Origin of the sequence: Bacillus sp. IS1 (assembly GCF_032461585.1) — a bacterium.
Lineage (GTDB): Bacteria > Bacillota > Bacilli > Bacillales > Bacillaceae > Bacillus > Bacillus velezensis.
In genome coordinates, this window is sequence record NZ_JAWCWR010000003.1 from 291,154 (window position 1) to 307,186 (window position 16,033).

Sequence of the window (16,033 nt, forward strand, 5' to 3'; positions counted from 1 at the left end):
ACGCTTCCACTCTTCCACCGCCTTTTCTTTTTATCATATCATGAAAAAAGAACGGCGCCTGTTATGCCCGTTCTTTTTCTCCGGAATGATCCTTCACATGAATCGGATCATCGTGGCTCTTCTGTTTTACGAATACATTCTGGCCCGGATAGGCGAACTCCACGCCTTCCTCAGCAAAAATATCAATAATCCGGCGGTTGATATCCTGCCGCACGTCCAAGCTTTCCGCCCAGACGATGGTCTTTGTGTAAAAGTTGAAAAACAGATTATAATAGCTGTCCGCAAACACGTCAAAGTTAACCATAATCGTATCATCATGCACGCCTTCATGTTCACGAAGCATTTCTCTGAGCCTTGTGATGCACCGCTCTAAACGATCAATCGGCGTCGCATAAGAAACACGAACAGAAAACGTGACCTGGCGCTTCGTCATCCTCGTCCAGTTTGTGATGGCTTCCATGGACAGCGTTGAATTGGGCACGGTAACAAGCGCCCCCTGCGCCGTCCGGAACCTTGTGCTTCGGAATGTGATATCTTCAACGCCCCCCGTTACAGATGACGTCTCGACCCAGTCGCCGATCGTAAACGGCTTTTCCGTAATGATGATAATGCCGCCGAAAAAATTGCTGATCGTATCTTTAGCCGCGAGCGCGAAGGCCAATCCGCCAAGTCCGAGTCCGGCCACGAACCCGTTTACATCATAATTGAATTCCTGCGCGATCACACTGACGCTGAGCGCCAGAATGACAAAGCGCAGCACCTTGGATAAAAACGGCGCCAAAATGTCATCCATATCAAGCTCAAAGCGCTGATTGACTTTATGAAATAAAAACGAAGACGCCGATGTCAGATTGCAAAGCCCCCAGGCGATCAGCGCAACGATCAGAGAGCGGTACAATTTTTTGACAATGTCCATCTGCCCGTCTAAAAACGGCGAATACTCAATCGCCAAAAACAGACCCAGCGCCACGAAAAACCATCTGGCCGGCTTGTCAAACGCTACGGCAATCTGTTTGAATATGTCGGTTTTCGGCTTGTTCGCCAATTTGTAAACGAGCTGAAAAAAGTATTTGACAAACAGTTTTCTCAAAACGAGAAAAGCCGCTAAAATTCCGATGCTGATACTGATCTGCGACATATGGTCAAGCGTAAAAAAGCTCTGAAATTGTGTCATCATGGCATGCTCCTTTGTCTTGTCGAAAATCTATTATACTAAAACATTCGGACATCAGCTTCTTTTAATGTCTTTAGGCAGCCTGAAAAACCCCGGCATCAGAGCACAGCCGGGGTTTTCACACATTCGTTCATCTTTCAGCCAGATACAACAGGGTCAGGCACTATTTCTTCTTTGATTGTGTCTGTTTCAGGAGAGTCGCTTTTTGGATTTCAGCATCGGTTTCGGCCTTAATTCTTTCTTCCACTTTCAATCTCCCTTTTCCCATGATCTCGCCTCCTTTTTGCCATTATAAATCATCAATGCGGATTGTAAACCGAAAAAAGCACTATCTTTATTCCAAAAAAATACTGTTTTGCACATTCACCAGTTTGAATCGCTGTGCATATACGAATCTGATATAATAACAGAAATGCCCATGAGGGGAGCTGACAAGCTTGTATACCATCGCTCATCGCGGCGCATCCGGTTACGCGCCCGAAAATACATTTGCGGCATTTGATATCGCTGCCGAAATGAACGCTGATTTCATTGAGCTTGACGTCCAGCTCACAAAAGACGGCCAGATTGTCGTCATCCATGATGACAAAGTCGACCGGACGACGGACGGCTCCGGTTTTGTAAAAGATTTTACGCTGAAGAAGCTGCAGTCTCTGGACGCCGGCAGCTGGTATGGGGCTGAGTTTAAAGGGGAGCGGATTCCCCTGCTCGAAGAGGTCTTGAAGCGTTATCATTCTAAAATCGGATTTTTAATTGAACTGAAAGGGCACGTTTCTCAAGTCGGTCTTGAAAAAGCAGTCGGCCAGCTGTTAAGCAGGTTTTCCTTTTCCATCCACCCTATCGTTCAATCATTCAGCCTCAAGTCGATTCAGACCTTTCACGGCATGTATCCGTCCGTTCCGACTGCAATTATTGCAAGACCCAGCTTCGGGATGTTGTCCAAAAGCCAGCTGGCCGCCTACAAATCAGCCGTACATTATGTCAATATTAAATATACCCGCCTGAATCGGTTCTTGATTTCCACCGCTCACAGACACGGCCTGAAAGTATTTGCCTGGACGGTCAGAAATCAAAAGACGGCCCAAAAGCTGCAAATGATGGCAGTTGACGGCATTGTAACTGATTTTCCGAATTTTATTTCTAAGGATGGCTGATATGAAACAATACATCGCAATTTTTATCGGAGGCGCGCTTGGCGCTTTGCTTCGCTTTGAAATGAGCGCGCACATTCACAGCGGTTCTTTCCCGGCGGCCACTTTCCTCGAAAACGCGGCGGGAAGCCTTTTACTCGGTCTTATTACGGGTTATTTCATCATTCGGGCTAAACGCCCTCTTTTGACCGCCTTTTTAGGAACCGGTTTTTGCGGAGGTTTCACGACGATGTCAACCTTCGCAAAAGAAACCATTTTTCTGCTGCAATCGTCTCCCGCAGCGGCTTTTTGTTATGCTGCCGCGACATTAATCTCTGGCATTGCCCTTGCATACGCGGGCATTTTCTGGGGACGGCGGATTGCCCTTCACGCAGCGGGAAGGGGGCATGATACGCCATGACGATTGTCCTGATGCTTATCGCAGCGGGTATCGGAGCGGTATTACGGTCTCTGCTGGGTAAAGCAATTTCAGAAAGAACAAAAAGTTTTCCGATCCCGCTTGGAATAGCTGCGGTCAACCTGCTCGGCTCCTTCGGCCTCGGCATGTTCACCGGCCTGGGCCTGGATAATCCTTCCGCCGGCATCATCATCGCGACGGGCTTTTTCGGTGCGTTTACGACTTTTTCCACGTTCAGTATTGAAGCCGTGCAGCTGATGATGAACAACCGCATAAAGGAAAGCCTGCTCTACATCGCTGTTTCAGCAGCCGGAAGCCTTTTGGCGTTCTGGTGCGGCTTCATTATCATTTCCATTTAAAAAAACCTTGAGCTTATTTTTCGCTCAAGGTTGCGTTATGAAGCATGACCGTTTCAGGCACGGGCAGCTGGCGGTTTATTGTTCCCTGACCGCCCGGGCGGCCCTGTTCTTCTTTGAGTTCAAGCTGTTTAATAAACCGGCCGTCCATTTCTAATATGAGGGCAGTGTATCCCCCGATTTGTATCGACTCACCCGCACAGATGTCAATATTCCGTTTCAGCACAAGACCGCCGATCGTGTCGACTTCCTCTTCAATCCCTGCGCCGAGAAGATGATTCACCTGATCAATCCGAACCTTTCCGTCCAGCACATAATGGCGTTCGGACAGCTTTTGAATCTGCGGCTGTTCGTCTTCATCAAATTCGTCTCTGATATCGCCGACGATTTCTTCAAGGATGTCTTCGGTCGTCACAAGACCGGACGTTCCGCCGTATTCATCAGACAATATCGCCAAATGAATCCGTTCTCTCTGCATTTTTATCAGCAGGTCGTGTATCGGGATCGTCTCGATGACTTCAATCACCGGGCGGACGTAAGACGTGATGGATACTTCCGCTTTTTCATCTTCTGTCATAAACAGCAGATCTGAAAAGAGATGCTTCGTATTGATCATGCCGATGACACTGTCTTTGTCCCCGTCCGTTACGGGCCAGCGCGTATATTTGTCTTTCAGCATCATATCAAGCATTTCCGGCACGTCCATATCAGTGGAAACAGCCGCGATTTCTTTTCTCGGGATCATGATTTCCTTGGCGATCCGATTATCAAAATCAAAAATTTTATTCACAAATGTATATTCAGACGGATTGATTTCTCCGTTTTTTAAACTTTCTGACAGCAGGATCCGCAGCTCTTCTTCAGAGTGGGAGCCTTCATGCTCAGATGCCGGCTTTAATCCGGCCAAACCGGTCAGAATTCTCGCGGAGCCGTTCAGCACCCAAATAAACGGGAACATGAACACGTAAAATAACCGAAGCGGTCCGGCAATCCATAACGTCAGCTTTTCCGCTTTTTGAATCGCAACCGTTTTAGGCGCAAGCTCACCGACGACGACATGTAAAAACGTAATCAGCCCGTACGCCGCCGCAAAAGCAATCACATGCTCAGCAGAATCCGGCAGCCCCATGCCCTGAAACACAGGATGAAGCATCCGCTCAAATGCAGGCTCTCCCAGTACGCCGAGCCCGATGGATGTGAGTGTAATGCCAAGCTGCGAGGCGGATAAATACTCATCAAGATCCGTAATGATACGCTTTGCGAGCACCGCCCGTCTGTTCCCTTCTGAAATGAGCTGATCGATTCTGGATCTTCTCACTCTGACGATCGCAAATTCACTCGCCACGAAAAATGCGGTTAACGCAATGAGCACACCGATTAAAATCAAACTGTCAATATCGTCCATTTCACCTTATCCCGAATTGAAGGATAAGGACGTCACCTCCTGATTTCATCGTTTTTTCTTAAGCGAGAGGAACGAAATGGGTGATTGACTACACAGAGGGCCCCATCCTGCCACCTCCTAAGTCAAAGCATGATTGTCATTTGTATAGTTTATTGTATCACAACTCCATTCTTTCATCATTTTCAGATTTTTTTATCATATAAAAAACAGCCTTCAAAAAGAAGGCTGCCGTTATCTGCTTCGGAAATGATTTTCTAAACAAAGCGCCGTATTAATCCCCCCGAATCCCATGCTTAAGCTTAACGCATGGTGTACGGTATGGGCGCTCGGCCCGTCGGTCACCCACTGAAAAGAATCATCAATCGGCTCCGTTAAGTTTCGGATCGGATGAAGCTTGTTTTCCCGCATTTGCAAGAGAGCAGCAATGATTTCCACCGTTCCGGCCGCACTCAGACCGTGTCCGGTAATCGATTTTGTCGCATTAATCCGCGCGTGCGACAGGCCGCTTTCAGAAAGCGCCCGGCATTCAGTCTTATCACCGATCGGCGAACCGGTGCCGTGCGGGTTGATGTAATCGATCTCTTTTGCTGAAAGACCGGCCCGCTCCAGCGCCTGGCGGATCACCGTCATTTCGCCCTCTGCTGAAGGATTCGGGTTGCGGTTTGCATCGGAAGCCATCCCCCAGCCCTTTAAGCCGGCCCACGAACGCGCGCCCCTCTCTTCGGCAGATTCAGCGCGTTCCAGCACAATCGCCCCGCACGCCTCTCCGAATATAAACCCGTCCGTATGCCGGTCAAACGGGCGGCAGGCGGCTTCAGGCCGTTCAGCGTATGTATCAGTGCCCATCGCTCCCAAAGAACGGAGAGCATGACACTCCATGTACGACAGATCGGCCAGCGCCCCGATCACGATGCATCGGTCAAACAGGCCTCCTTTGATTCCTTGAGCAGCCTGAATAACCGCCGCCTGGCCGCTTGCCGACGCGCCGCCGACCGTAAAGGCCGGCCCTTTTATCCCGAATTGCTCCGTACAAAGCCCCGACAAATCACTATCCATAAAAGAAAGCCCGTATGTCGGATTTACAAATTGCGGCGTTTCACCGTTTTTCTCAAAGACCTGCAGCAATTCGCGCTGCGTCATATTCGAGCCGCCGATGATCAGACCGGTGCGGCTGTGGTCAGCGCCGTCTAATTGAGCGTCATGCCACGCTTCATATAAAGCGATAAGCGCCGTCTTTCCTGATAATGCGGCCCTTCGGTACAAGCGCTTGGACAGCGCGTCCGGCGGCGTTAATTCGCTAAGCTCCGCGCCGATAAACGAACTGCCTTTCTGCCGGCCGGGCCGTTTCATCACATCAAAGGCGTGCCGCCCCTCCATGAGCGCATCGAGAAACGCCTCCTTGCCTTGTCCGACCGCGGTTAAGACTCCGATTCCTGTAATGCTGATGTCTGACGTGCCATTATTTCTCCTCGACATTTGTCCGTTCTCCCATCTTTATGTATTGGAAGCTATGAAGAAAAATCTTGATACAGTGCTTTGAAAATATCGCGCGACTGTCTGATCTGTTCTGAAGGCACGCTGAAAGATAATCGGAAATAGCCGCTTTTTCCAAATCCGCTGCCGGGTACGATCAATAGTTTGTATTTCTGTGCGGCATGCATGCAGAACGCCACCTCGTCTTCAATCGGTGATTTCGGAAAGACGAAAAAGCCTCCTTTCGGCATTTCAAATTCGAAGCCGGCTTCTGTGAGGATGTCCACCATAAGGTCTCTCCGCTTTCTGTAAGGTTCAGCGTCAATCGAAAGATCATCCATTTTCGCCACGGCGCGCTGCATCATGACCGGAGCGTTCACAAAACCGAGCGTCCGGTTGCAGAAAACGAACGCATCCGTCAGAAGATCGCCCTCAGGCATTTGGGCGTCTGCCGCGATATACCCGAGCCTTTCCCCCGCAATGCCGAGATCTTTACTGAACGAACTGACTAAAATCACGCGGTGATACGCCTGAAACGGATTCGCCTGCTCTTCTCCGTAGATCAGCTGGCTGTACGGTTCATCAAATAAAATAAATATGCTTTGGCCGTTCCGCTCTTCGGCTTCTTTTAATAAGGCGCCCAATTCGTTAAGGTTTTTCTGGCTGAGCACAGTCCCCGTCGGATTATGCGGCGTATTAACGATCAGTCCTTTCGTACGGGGGGTGATCGCACCTTTAACCGCTTCAATATCAATCTCAAATGAGTCAGTCAGCGGGCAGATGACGGGTCTGCCGCGGTAATTTTCAACATACGCTTTATATTCCGCAAAATAAGGCGAAAGGAGGATGACTTCTTCCTCCGGGTTTAAAATGCTCTTCAGCGCGACATTCAGCGCCCCGCCGGCTCCGACCGTCATGACTGTATGCCTGGCGGAAATTTCTGTCTGAAACCGCTCTGACAAAAAGCGCGCAACCTTTTCTCTCGCCTCCGGAAGCCCCTGGTTTTGTATGTATCCGTGCCGCCCTGTTTCAGCCGCTTCGCAAAGCGCCTTTTTAAACGTTTCAGGCGGCTCCGCAACCGGATTTCCTATTGAAAAGTCAAACACCTTATCGGCGCCGAACTCTTTTTTCAGCCGCGCGCCTTCATCAAATAGTTTGCGTATCCATGAACCTTTCTCCAGATTCTGTGTCACTTCCCGTGATAAACCGGCCACTGTCATCTGTCCCTTCTGTCTTTTTCTTCCGTTTCTATTTACAATGATTATGAAAGATTTACCTAGCGCAGTCAACGCTTTTTCAGACAGCCCGCCGCGCCGTTTCAGGAGAAAGACGGAAAACAATAAACTTGTGCAAACTCCCCTTCATATATTAAACTATTCTCATAACTATAACGTGATGGTTGGGGAGGGATTTAGATGGGGCTGAGACTTATCGCATCAGTGAATTAGCAGAGCTTGCCGGTGTAACGAAACGCACGGTGGATTACTACACAAACCTCGGGCTTTTAAAGCCTGACAGGTCTTGTTCGAACTATCGTTACTACGATACACTTGCACTTAATCGGTTAAAGTTTATAGTCGCTTGTAAAAAGCAGCGATTGGCCCTGTCTGATATAAAAGATCGACTGGAGAACCAGTTTCCCTCTTCAGCCCTGCCTGACGATATTGGAAATCTGGCATCGGAAATTGATCACATGAATCAAAACATCTCCGTGATCTTGAATCGGTTTGAAAAGCTTGAACCAGAGGAGCGCGCCCAGCTGAAAAAAAGGCTGGCTCCTGAAAAGCTTGCAGTGCTTCAATCATTTATGCTGCTGTTAAGTTAAACCATTATCTTACTAACAGGAGGTGTTACCTTCATCTTCCCAAAAGGAGTGAAGGTTCTAATTGGACATTGTGAATTTGATTTTAGTCGCGGTTTTAATCGCGCTGACGGCATTTTTCGTAGCATCTGAGTTTGCGATAATCAGAATCAGAGGCTCACGGGTTGACCAGCTTATAGCAGAAGGAAATAAAGCCGCAATCGGTGTCAAAAAAGTGACCACGCATTTAGATGAGTATTTATCGGCGTGCCAGCTCGGCATAACATTGACTTCCATCGGTCTTGGTGTCTTAGGCGAATCAACGATTGAACGCTTGCTTCATCCGCTTTTCACAAAGATAAACGTACCAAGCTCATTATCGCATATTATTTCATTTATTCTCGCCTATGCGATCATTACATTCTTACACGTGGTCGTGGGAGAATTGGCGCCGAAAACAGTCGCCATCCAGAAAGCGGAAGCCGTTTCAATGCTGTTTTCGAAACCGCTCATTTGGTTTTACCGCATCATGTTCCCGTTTATCTGGCTTCTGAACAACTCCGCCCGTCTTTTAACGAAGGCGTTCGGTCTGGAGACGGTGTCTGAAAATGAGCTTGCCCACTCTGAAGAAGAGCTGCGCATTATTTTATCGGAAAGCTATAAAAGCGGTGAAATCAACCAGTCTGAATTTAAATATGTGAACAAAATCTTTGAATTTGACGACAGACTTGCAAAAGAAATCATGATTCCGCGTACGGAAATCGTCAGTCTGCCGCATGATATCAAAATCTCTGAAATGATGGACATCATTCAGATTGAAAAATATACCCGGTACCCTGTCGAAGAGGGTGACAAAGATAATATTATCGGCGTTATTAACATTAAAGAAGTGCTGACCGCCTGCATAAGCGGCGAAGTATCAGTCGACTCGCCGATTACCGATTTTGTCAATCCGATCATCCATGTGATTGAGTCGGCACCGATTCACGATCTGCTTGTAAAAATGCAGAAGGAACGGGTTCATATGGCGATTCTGTCGGATGAATACGGCGGAACCGCGGGGCTTGTCACCGTTGAAGACATTATTGAAGAAATCGTCGGGGAAATCCGTGATGAATTTGATATCGATGAAATCAACGAAATCCGCAAACTCGGCGACGGCCATTACATGCTTGACGGCAAGGTCCTGATTGATCAAGTGAACGAACTCCTCGGCATCCATTTAGAAAATGACGAGGTCGACACCATCGGCGGCTGGTTCCTTACCCAGAAATACGACGTCGAACAATACGACTCGATTATCGAAGAAGGCTGTGAATTTATCATTAATGAAATTGACGGCCACCACGTCGCATATATCGAAGTGAAAAAACTGGCGTTTGATGAACTGCTGGAAACCGCCGAACAAAAAGAAGCATAACAAAAAAGCTTGCGCGTCTGATACAGACGGCAAGCTTTTTTTCATTTACAATTGTTCAAGTTTTTTCTCAAGCTCTTTAATTCTGGCATTCAGCTCTTCTGTCATGGCCGCAAGCCTCTCCTTCGGCGCAAGATCGGAAAAGTCCTCCAAAAAAATCGGCTCTCCGATGATAAGCCGCATTTTTCCCTTTTTAAACAGCGCTTTACCCGTAGACGGCCCTTTATATGCGGCCGGAACGAGCGGCGCTTTTCCCATTTGGGCGATGGTCACGGCCCCTCTTTTCAGCGGGACGTCTTCTGATGTTCTCGTACCGCTCGGAAAAATCCCGACAATCTTTCCTTCCTTCAGAAGCTTAATCGGCGTTTTAATGCTGCTCGGGCCCGGATTTTCACGGTCAACCGGGAACGCGTGAATCTTCTTCAAAAAACGTCCGATCCACTTTTTCTGAAACAGCTCTTTTTTCGCCATATAATGAATCTGATGGGGCAATATCCCGACACCGAGCGTGAGGACGTCCACCCAGCCCGCATGCGTGCACGCGATAACGAATCCTTTATCAGACGGAAGATTCTCTTTATTGTACACTTTCACTCCTCCGCGCAGGGATAGAATGCATTTGATGGCATTTGCACAAAACTTATACATAACGCACTTCCTTTGTTGTAATGATCAAAAGTGTTCTCTCTCTCTATTATAACAATATTTTTTATTACCTGGTACTAATAATTATATTTTTCCTCCGCCGATCTCTATCTTTTATGACGGATTTTGGGTACTATAGAGAAATGGTGTTTGATGAGGTGAAAATGAATTTAAGCCGTTTGCATGGAACGTGCAACTTTAAACCTTTCTTATGCGTGTATAACATAGAGGGGAGAAAAGGCAGTGACGATCGATGAAATTTACCAAATGTATATGAATGATGTTTACCGGTTCCTGCTCTCCATGACAAAAGACAAGCATCTCGCTGAAGATTTGCTGCAGGAAACCTTTATGAGGGCATACATACACATTCACTCCTACGACCACAGCAAAGTAAAGCCATGGCTTTTTCAAGTGGCGAGAAATGCGTTTATAGATTATGTCAGAAAACATAAAAAGGAAGTGACCATTTCCGATGACTTAATTGGGAGCCTTTTTCAGACGGCTGTTCAAAGCCCGGCTCATCAGATTGAAATCAAGGAAGTGCTGACAGGGTATATGTCCGAACTTCCCGACAATTATCGGGAGGCCTTAACACTGTATTATTTAAAAGAACTGAATTACAAAGAAGCATCCCATATTATGAATATTTCAGAGGCTAATTTTAAAAGTGTTTTATTTCGTGCCAGACAGCGGCTGAAAGCACTTTATAATAGAGGTGTTAATGATGAATGAAGAATTTAAAAAGCGTTTTTACCAATACAAAAATGGAGAAATGAGCGACCGGGAAATGGCCGCCTTTGAAGAAGAGCTGGAAAAGCTGGAAGTCTATCAGGAGTTGATTGAAAGCGAAATGCAGGACGATCGGGAATGGGACGTCGGCATCAGCCCGGAAAAACAGAAGGCCATTTTATCATACGGAAAACGCAAATCGTATTTGCGGATTTCAGTTCTCGCCGTCATCTCCACCTTGATGATTTTGCCGCTTTGCACTTTGGGAAGCTACCTCTATTACGGTCTGGGAGGAAAGGAAAGCACCGGCAATCAATTAATGGAGACCGCGGCAGTGACGGTGGCGACCACAATGCCGAACGTCCTCGTCGATACCTCCGGACTGAAAAGCCAGGTGAAGCTGTTTGGAATGAATACGGAATTTCCGCTGCAAAAGCAGATCGGCACAAAAACGAAATCCGTCGGCGGAGAACGAATTGAAATGTTTTTAGATACGGTCAAATCGCCTGCCGTTAACTACTATGATCTAGACGCGGCACAGGCAAAGCATTATTTCGCCCATCCTTCCGGCTTAAAGGAACGCACGATTGAAAAAGCCGGTCAGACATTAAAAAAATTGCCTGAAGGAAGCGTGGCGGAGGTCTATCTTTCTTATGACCGGGCCTACCCTTCTTCTCAAGTATATTCAACTTTTAAAAAATACGATGTGAAGTTTTTATGGAATGCGGTCGAAACGGAGAAAAATCTGAAAGACAGTCCTTATGCCGAGCCGTTAGGATTTCCCGGGAAAGATTCTAAGATGGTGTCCTCTTTCGAAACGCAAGGACAGACAGACCGTGAACAATTTATCAATGCCCTTGAATTTATGTCCCGCCATAAAAAATGGGCGCATGCAATATCGAAACGAAAAGACATGAATCTGGGCAGCCGAATCGACTATGTTGAACATCACGGAATGAACGTGTACGGCTCTGTCGTGACGGGGCCGACAAAAGAAATCGAACGTCTGCTGAAAAACAAAACAGTAAAAGCAGCAAACATCGGTGAGGTGGAATTATGGAATTGGTAAGAATTTTTAAAGAGCATAATGTTTTCGGCTGGATATCAGTCGGTACCGCGATTTTGTCGCTGCTGCTTTTGAACGTGGCAATCATCAGCAATGTGACTTTCTATTCTTATCAGATGCTGCCGTTTGCGATGGCCGCCGTGCCGTTCGGCATCATTGAGCTGTTTATTAAAAAAGGACGGACGGGCCCGGGACTGCTCGGTGTCATTCTCAATCTGTTCGTCATTGTCTGTGTATATACGATCGTTGCGGTTGATACGAATCTGCAATTCGGTTTTTAAACATAAAAACAGGCCCTTTTACGGGGGCCTGTTTTTTTAAAATGAAAGAACGCCGATTAAATGCAGCAATACGACGATGATAGCCAGCGGCACGAGATATTTCAGAAGGAAATACCACACCTGAAAGAAACGATAGCCGATGGCGGAACCGCTTTTCATCTCGGCAAACAGCTCCTGCTTCGGTATTTTCAGCGGGACGAAGATTGATATTAATAAAGCGCCGAGCGGAATCAGCACATTGCTGACGGTGAAATCCGCAAGATCAAAAAACGTTTTTCCGAACAAATGAACATCACCGAGAACACCGTATGATAAACAGGACGGAATTCCGACTAAGAAAATGAGCAGACCGCTTGTCCACGACAGCTTCTTTCTTTTCGTTTCATCACCTTTCCCCACAGTCGCCACGATAATTTCCACCATCGAAAAGGCCGAAGTCAGCGCGGCGAAGAAAAAGACCGCCAGAAAGCTGATAAAAAACAGCGAGCCGAACGGCAGCCGATCAAACACAGCCGGCAGCACGGTAAACAGCAGTGTAGGCCCTTCATCCGGTTTAAAGCCGAACGAAAAAACCGCCGGGAAAATGGCCAGTCCCGCAAACAGCGTAACGAGTACATTCATCATAACAATGGAACCCGCCGAACCCGGAAGATTTTGGGTTTTCGGCAGATACGAACTGTATGTCACCATGACCGAAACACCGAGCGTTAATGTAAAAAACGCCTGTCCTAAAGCATATAGGATGGATTCCGGCGTCAAATCTTCAAAGTGCGGAACCAATAAAAATTTAATCCCCTCAACGGCATGATCGAGCGTGACTGATCGCAGCACAAGCAATAGAAACAGCACGAATAAAATCGGCATCAGCACCGCACTGACACGTTCAATCCCTTTCTGCACGCCTTTTGCGACGACCGCTACCGTCATGATCATAAAAACAAGCTGCGCAACGAGAGTCTGGATCGGATTTTCAATGACCGTCCCGAACACCGTGCCGTACTGCTCCTGAGTGAGCCCAGATAAAGAACCCGTAACGGCTTTTAACACATAAAGCAAAATCCACCCGCCGACAACACTGTAAAAAGACAAAACTAAAAAACAGGCCGCCACACCCACATAACCCGTGAGGTGCCATACCGACTTCGGCGCGGCTTGTTTGTAGGCATCAATCGCATTTGTCTGGCTCCGTCTTCCGAAAATAAATTCACCGAGCAAAAGCGGATAGCCTAAAAGCACGGTAAAGAGGACGAATACAAGAAAAAAAGCGCCTCCTCCGTTCGTACCCGCTACGTAAGGGAACTTCCAAATGGCTCCCAGGCCGATCGCCGAACCGGCAGCGGCCATAATAAATCCTATTTTTGAGGCCCATTGAACCCTTTTTTGGTCAGACACGACTTTCCACTTCCCTTCCGCCCTATATTATCCCTTATTCACTGCGATAACTTAAGCCCATTTCAATATGTTTCATTATTCCGAAAAATAAAAAGGAGCGGCGGGTGCCGCTCCTTACAAATCCCCGTTTAATTTCGAATGCTTTCTCGAATATAAGAAATAAATCACCAGACCGATGATCAGCCAGATAAAGAAACGGAATATGGTGGTAGCGCCGAGGTTAATAATCAAAAACACGCAGAACAGAATGGACAATATCGGAATAAAGGGAACCCCCGGACATTTAAAAGCCCTCGGCAGATCAGGCTGTTTCTTTCTCAATACGATAACCGCCACTGAAATCAGGACAAACGCGGCAAGCGTGCCGATGTTCACCAGCTTCGCCAGTTCATCAAGCGGGACGAGCGAACCGAGTAATGCTGACAGGATGCCGAACACCCACGTCACCACGTGCGGCGTTTTATGCTTCGGATGGACTTTTGAAAGCGCCCCCGGCACTAAACCGTCACGGGACATGGCAAACATCACCCTCGTCTGGCCGTACAGCATGACGAGCATCACCGTTGTCATTCCCAACACTGCGCCGATATCAATAATCCCGGCCACCCAATTCTGTCCGGCCATCTGCAGGACGAGAGACACGGGATGGTCAACGCCTTCAAAGCGGGCAAACGGAACGACGCCCGTCATAATCGCCGATACGGTCACATACAGCACGGTGCAGACGATTAATGAAAAGATAATTCCTTTCGGCAGATCCTTCGCCGGATTTTTCGTTTCTTCAGCGGCGGAAGAGACGGCGTCAAAACCGATAAAAGAGAAGAAAACGAGCGCCGCGGCACTGAAAACACCGCCGAACCCCATCGGTATAAACGGCTGCCAGTTGTGAGGTTTGACATATACGGCCGCAACGGCGATAAACAATAGAACAACCAGAACCTTCAAAATGACCATAATATTATTGACCCGCTTCGATTCCCTAATGCCTAAGTAGAGGAGGAATGTAATCGCAAGCACGATAACAAATGCGGGGAGATTAAAGAATGTGACCGTGCCTTTTATTGACCCCGGCGCGGCCGTTAATGCGGTCGGAAGATGAATGCCGAAGCCCGCCAAGAATGATTGAAAATAGCCGGACCATCCGACCGAAACCGCGCTGACGGCGAGCATATATTCCAAGATTAAATCCCATCCGATAATAAACGCGAGAAGTTCACCCAGTGTCGCATAAGTAAACGTGTAGACGGAACCGGAAACCGGGACGCTTGAAGCAAATTCGGCATATGACAGAGCCGCAAATAAACACGCAAGAGCGGCGATGACAAATGAAACGGTCAGCCCCGGCCCCGCCGTGACAGCGCCTGTTCCGGTTAATACAAAAATCCCCGTTCCGATGATGGCCCCTATCCCCAGAAGGGTCAAATCAAAGGCCCCTAACTCTCTTTTTAGCGACTTTTCCCCGCCCGTTGCGGCAAGCAGGTCCTGAATGCTTTTCTTTCTGAATACGCTCCCCTTCATCTGCTTCACTCCTTGTAAACCAATATATGTTAGAATATTCAGATAACAATAGCAATAATGACTAAATTCTTATTTTTCGCATGAAATGTTTCAGCACATCATTCCTTTCTCCTACATCATATTATAGCGAAAAATATAAAAATGAAAATAACTTTTTTGAAAATTCTATATATTATTTTTAGTTTTCATGAAACAGAACTCAGCGGATTTTCCACTGTTAAATATTAACATTAGTGATTCAGCTAGCGACTTTTATTTTTTTTAAAATCGTATTCATATGTACGTTCAAATAAAAATCCCGCCCTTTTTAAAAGCGCGGGATAAGACTTGCGTATTATGTTGAAATAAATCTGCCGCCATTTACGTGAATGGTTTGCCCCGTCATATAGGAAGATTCGTCTGAAGCCAGAAGCACGTAAGCTCCGGCGTGTTCCGCAGGCTGTCCCGGTCTTCCCATCGGAGTGTCCAGACCATGCTTTTCCACCTTTTCTTCAGTAAACGTTGCCGGAATCAGGGCGGTCCAGATCGGGCCAGGGGCCACCGCATTTACTCTGATCCCCTGATCGGCCAATGACATCGCCATTGAACGAGTAAAGGAAACGATGCCGCCTTTCGTGCACGAATAGTCGATCAATGATGTGTCTCCCTGATAAGCGGTAATCGACGTTGTATTAATGATGGCGCTCCCTCTTTTGAGATGAGGCAGCACGGCTTTTGTCATATGAAACATAGAAAACATGTTTGTACGGAATGTCTTCTCCAGCTGTTCAGCTGTAATATCAAGAATCCCGTTTTGCGGATGCTGCTCAGCCGCATTATTAACGAGAATATCTATTTTTCCGTAGTGATCTAAGACTTGCCGAACCGCCTTCTGACAATGCGCCTCATCACCGACGTCTCCCGGAATTAACAGGCATTCGGCCTGGTATTCTTCCGCACGCTTTTTCGTTCTCTCAGCATCGGCATGTTCGTCTAGGTACAGGATGGCAAGATCCGCCCCTTCCTTCGCGTAAGCGATCGCAGCCGCTGCGCCGATGCCGCTGTCTCCGCCCGTGATGACGGCGACTTTTCCTTTTAATCTGCCCGACCCTTTTACATCCGGGTCCTCCAAGAGCGGCTTCGGCTCCATGTCTGACTCAATGCCGGGCTGGCGGTTTTGCACCTGCGGCTTTTGTCCTTCCGTCTGTCTGTCCATCGGATTCATATTCTCACACTCCTGCAATTG

General features: G+C 47.5%; 17 protein-coding genes. 8 read left to right on the forward strand and 9 right to left on the reverse strand.

Translation table 11 applies throughout. The features are described 5' to 3' along the window. Positions 1-61: 61 nt before the first annotated feature. A complete protein-coding gene (locus tag RUW00_RS14880) occupies positions 62-1,177 on the reverse strand; it encodes a mechanosensitive ion channel family protein (protein ID WP_280144972.1) in 1,116 nt (371 codons plus the stop codon). A 160-nt stretch (positions 1,178-1,337) separates the two neighbouring features. Next, complete coding sequence (locus tag RUW00_RS14885) at positions 1,338-1,442, reverse strand: YhdX family protein (RefSeq protein WP_003155299.1); 105 nt, start codon at positions 1,440-1,442, stop codon at positions 1,338-1,340. A 169-nt stretch (positions 1,443-1,611) separates the two neighbouring features. Here RUW00_RS14885 and RUW00_RS14890 point away from each other — a divergent pair, with 169 nt between their 5' ends. From RUW00_RS14890 to crcB, 3 genes are read left to right on the forward strand one after another with little or no spacing between them, the layout of a single operon-like run. Continuing rightward, positions 1,612-2,328, forward strand: coding sequence for a glycerophosphodiester phosphodiesterase (locus RUW00_RS14890; protein WP_280144971.1), 717 nt, complete (start codon positions 1,612-1,614; stop codon positions 2,326-2,328). A 1-nt stretch (position 2,329) separates the two neighbouring features. Then, positions 2,330-2,725: a fluoride efflux transporter FluC gene (locus RUW00_RS14895; RefSeq protein WP_014417303.1), complete on the forward strand. Its 396-nt coding sequence runs from the start codon at positions 2,330-2,332 to the stop codon at positions 2,723-2,725. Then, on the forward strand, positions 2,722-3,081 hold the full coding sequence (gene crcB / locus RUW00_RS14900; RefSeq protein WP_280144970.1) for a fluoride efflux transporter CrcB: 360 nt from the start codon (positions 2,722-2,724) through the stop codon (positions 3,079-3,081). Before RUW00_RS14895 ends, crcB begins: the two co-directional genes overlap by 4 nt. A gap of 13 nt (positions 3,082-3,094) precedes the next feature. Here crcB and RUW00_RS14905 read toward each other — a convergent pair whose 3' ends face one another. The 3 genes from RUW00_RS14905 to RUW00_RS14915 all read right to left on the reverse strand — a co-directional run bounded on the left by RUW00_RS14905 (position 3,095) and on the right by RUW00_RS14915 (position 7,176). Next, entirely contained in the window at positions 3,095-4,483 is a 1,389-nt protein-coding gene (locus RUW00_RS14905) for a hemolysin family protein (protein ID WP_007610337.1), read from the reverse strand. Positions 4,484-4,714: 231 nt separating this feature from the next. Next, positions 4,715-5,959 carry a beta-ketoacyl synthase N-terminal-like domain-containing protein gene (locus tag RUW00_RS14910; protein WP_029973212.1) on the reverse strand — a complete coding sequence of 415 codons (1,245 nt, stop codon included), beginning with the start codon at positions 5,957-5,959 and terminating at the stop codon, positions 4,715-4,717. A 32-nt stretch (positions 5,960-5,991) separates the two neighbouring features. Beyond that, a complete protein-coding gene (locus RUW00_RS14915) occupies positions 5,992-7,176 on the reverse strand; it encodes a pyridoxal phosphate-dependent aminotransferase (protein ID WP_015417125.1) in 1,185 nt (394 codons plus the stop codon). 179 nt (positions 7,177-7,355) lie between these two features. Here RUW00_RS14915 and cueR point away from each other — a divergent pair, with 179 nt between their 5' ends. Both cueR and RUW00_RS14925 read left to right on the forward strand, forming a co-directional pair. Then, positions 7,356-7,781 carry a Cu(I)-responsive transcriptional regulator gene (gene cueR, locus RUW00_RS14920; protein WP_007409263.1) on the forward strand — a complete coding sequence of 142 codons (426 nt, stop codon included), beginning with the start codon at positions 7,356-7,358 and terminating at the stop codon, positions 7,779-7,781. 61 nt (positions 7,782-7,842) lie between these two features. Next, positions 7,843-9,177, forward strand: a complete 1,335-nt coding sequence (locus tag RUW00_RS14925) for a hemolysin family protein (protein WP_007409264.1) — start codon at positions 7,843-7,845, stop codon at positions 9,175-9,177. A 45-nt stretch (positions 9,178-9,222) separates the two neighbouring features. Here RUW00_RS14925 and RUW00_RS14930 read toward each other — a convergent pair whose 3' ends face one another. Further along, positions 9,223-9,822 carry a lysophospholipid acyltransferase family protein gene (locus tag RUW00_RS14930; RefSeq protein ID WP_007409265.1) on the reverse strand — a complete coding sequence of 200 codons (600 nt, stop codon included), beginning with the start codon at positions 9,820-9,822 and terminating at the stop codon, positions 9,223-9,225. A gap of 240 nt (positions 9,823-10,062) precedes the next feature. Between RUW00_RS14930 and sigM the strand changes: the two genes are divergently transcribed. The 3 genes from sigM to RUW00_RS14945 are packed head-to-tail and all read left to right on the forward strand — an operon-like array spanning position 10,063 to position 11,898. Then, positions 10,063-10,554: an RNA polymerase sigma factor SigM gene (sigM, locus tag RUW00_RS14935; RefSeq protein ID WP_003155312.1), complete on the forward strand. Its 492-nt coding sequence runs from the start codon at positions 10,063-10,065 to the stop codon at positions 10,552-10,554. Further along, on the forward strand, positions 10,544-11,620 hold the full coding sequence (locus RUW00_RS14940) for an anti-sigma factor (RefSeq protein WP_087920756.1): 1,077 nt from the start codon (positions 10,544-10,546) through the stop codon (positions 11,618-11,620). The genes sigM and RUW00_RS14940 overlap by 11 nt, the downstream gene beginning before the upstream one ends. Further along, on the forward strand, positions 11,608-11,898 hold the full coding sequence (locus RUW00_RS14945; RefSeq protein ID WP_003155315.1) for an anti-sigma-M factor: 291 nt from the start codon (positions 11,608-11,610) through the stop codon (positions 11,896-11,898). Before RUW00_RS14940 ends, RUW00_RS14945 begins: the two co-directional genes overlap by 13 nt. 36 nt (positions 11,899-11,934) lie before the next feature. Here the strand turns inward: RUW00_RS14945 and RUW00_RS14950 are convergent, their stop codons facing one another. The 3 genes from RUW00_RS14950 to RUW00_RS14960 all read right to left on the reverse strand — a co-directional run bounded on the left by RUW00_RS14950 (position 11,935) and on the right by RUW00_RS14960 (position 16,012). Beyond that, positions 11,935-13,290: a sodium-dependent transporter gene (locus RUW00_RS14950; protein WP_014417298.1), complete on the reverse strand. Its 1,356-nt coding sequence runs from the start codon at positions 13,288-13,290 to the stop codon at positions 11,935-11,937. Positions 13,291-13,404: 114 nt separating this feature from the next. Continuing rightward, a complete protein-coding gene (bcaP, locus tag RUW00_RS14955) occupies positions 13,405-14,808 on the reverse strand; it encodes a branched-chain amino acid transporter BcaP (RefSeq protein WP_014417297.1) in 1,404 nt (467 codons plus the stop codon). A 334-nt stretch (positions 14,809-15,142) separates the two neighbouring features. After that, on the reverse strand, positions 15,143-16,012 hold the full coding sequence (locus RUW00_RS14960) for an SDR family oxidoreductase (RefSeq protein ID WP_014417296.1): 870 nt from the start codon (positions 16,010-16,012) through the stop codon (positions 15,143-15,145). Positions 16,013-16,033: the final 21 nt, after the last annotated feature.

What these genes read in the sequence shown, in the direction of transcription:
- RUW00_RS14930 (WP_007409265.1), bottom strand. Translation starts at nt 9,822, where the DNA reads ATGTATAAGTTTTGTGCAAATGCCATCAAATGCATTCTATCCCTGCGC.
- RUW00_RS14880 (WP_280144972.1), bottom strand. Translation starts at nt 1,177, where the DNA reads ATGATGACACAATTTCAGAGCTTTTTTACGCTTGACCATATGTCGCAG.
- RUW00_RS14905 (WP_007610337.1), bottom strand. Translation starts at nt 4,483, where the DNA reads ATGGACGATATTGACAGTTTGATTTTAATCGGTGTGCTCATTGCGTTA.
- RUW00_RS14910 (WP_029973212.1), bottom strand. Translation starts at nt 5,959, where the DNA reads ATGTCGAGGAGAAATAATGGCACGTCAGACATCAGCATTACAGGAATC.
- crcB (WP_280144970.1), top strand. Translation starts at nt 2,722, where the DNA reads ATGACGATTGTCCTGATGCTTATCGCAGCGGGTATCGGAGCGGTATTA.
- RUW00_RS14915 (WP_015417125.1), bottom strand. Translation starts at nt 7,176, where the DNA reads ATGACAGTGGCCGGTTTATCACGGGAAGTGACACAGAATCTGGAGAAA.
- bcaP (WP_014417297.1), bottom strand. Translation starts at nt 14,808, where the DNA reads ATGAAGGGGAGCGTATTCAGAAAGAAAAGCATTCAGGACCTGCTTGCC.
- RUW00_RS14960 (WP_014417296.1), bottom strand. Translation starts at nt 16,012, where the DNA reads ATGAATCCGATGGACAGACAGACGGAAGGACAAAAGCCGCAGGTGCAA.
- RUW00_RS14945 (WP_003155315.1), top strand. Translation starts at nt 11,608, where the DNA reads ATGGAATTGGTAAGAATTTTTAAAGAGCATAATGTTTTCGGCTGGATA.
- RUW00_RS14895 (WP_014417303.1), top strand. Translation starts at nt 2,330, where the DNA reads ATGAAACAATACATCGCAATTTTTATCGGAGGCGCGCTTGGCGCTTTG.
- RUW00_RS14940 (WP_087920756.1), top strand. Translation starts at nt 10,544, where the DNA reads ATGATGAATGAAGAATTTAAAAAGCGTTTTTACCAATACAAAAATGGA.
- RUW00_RS14885 (WP_003155299.1), bottom strand. Translation starts at nt 1,442, where the DNA reads ATGGGAAAAGGGAGATTGAAAGTGGAAGAAAGAATTAAGGCCGAAACC.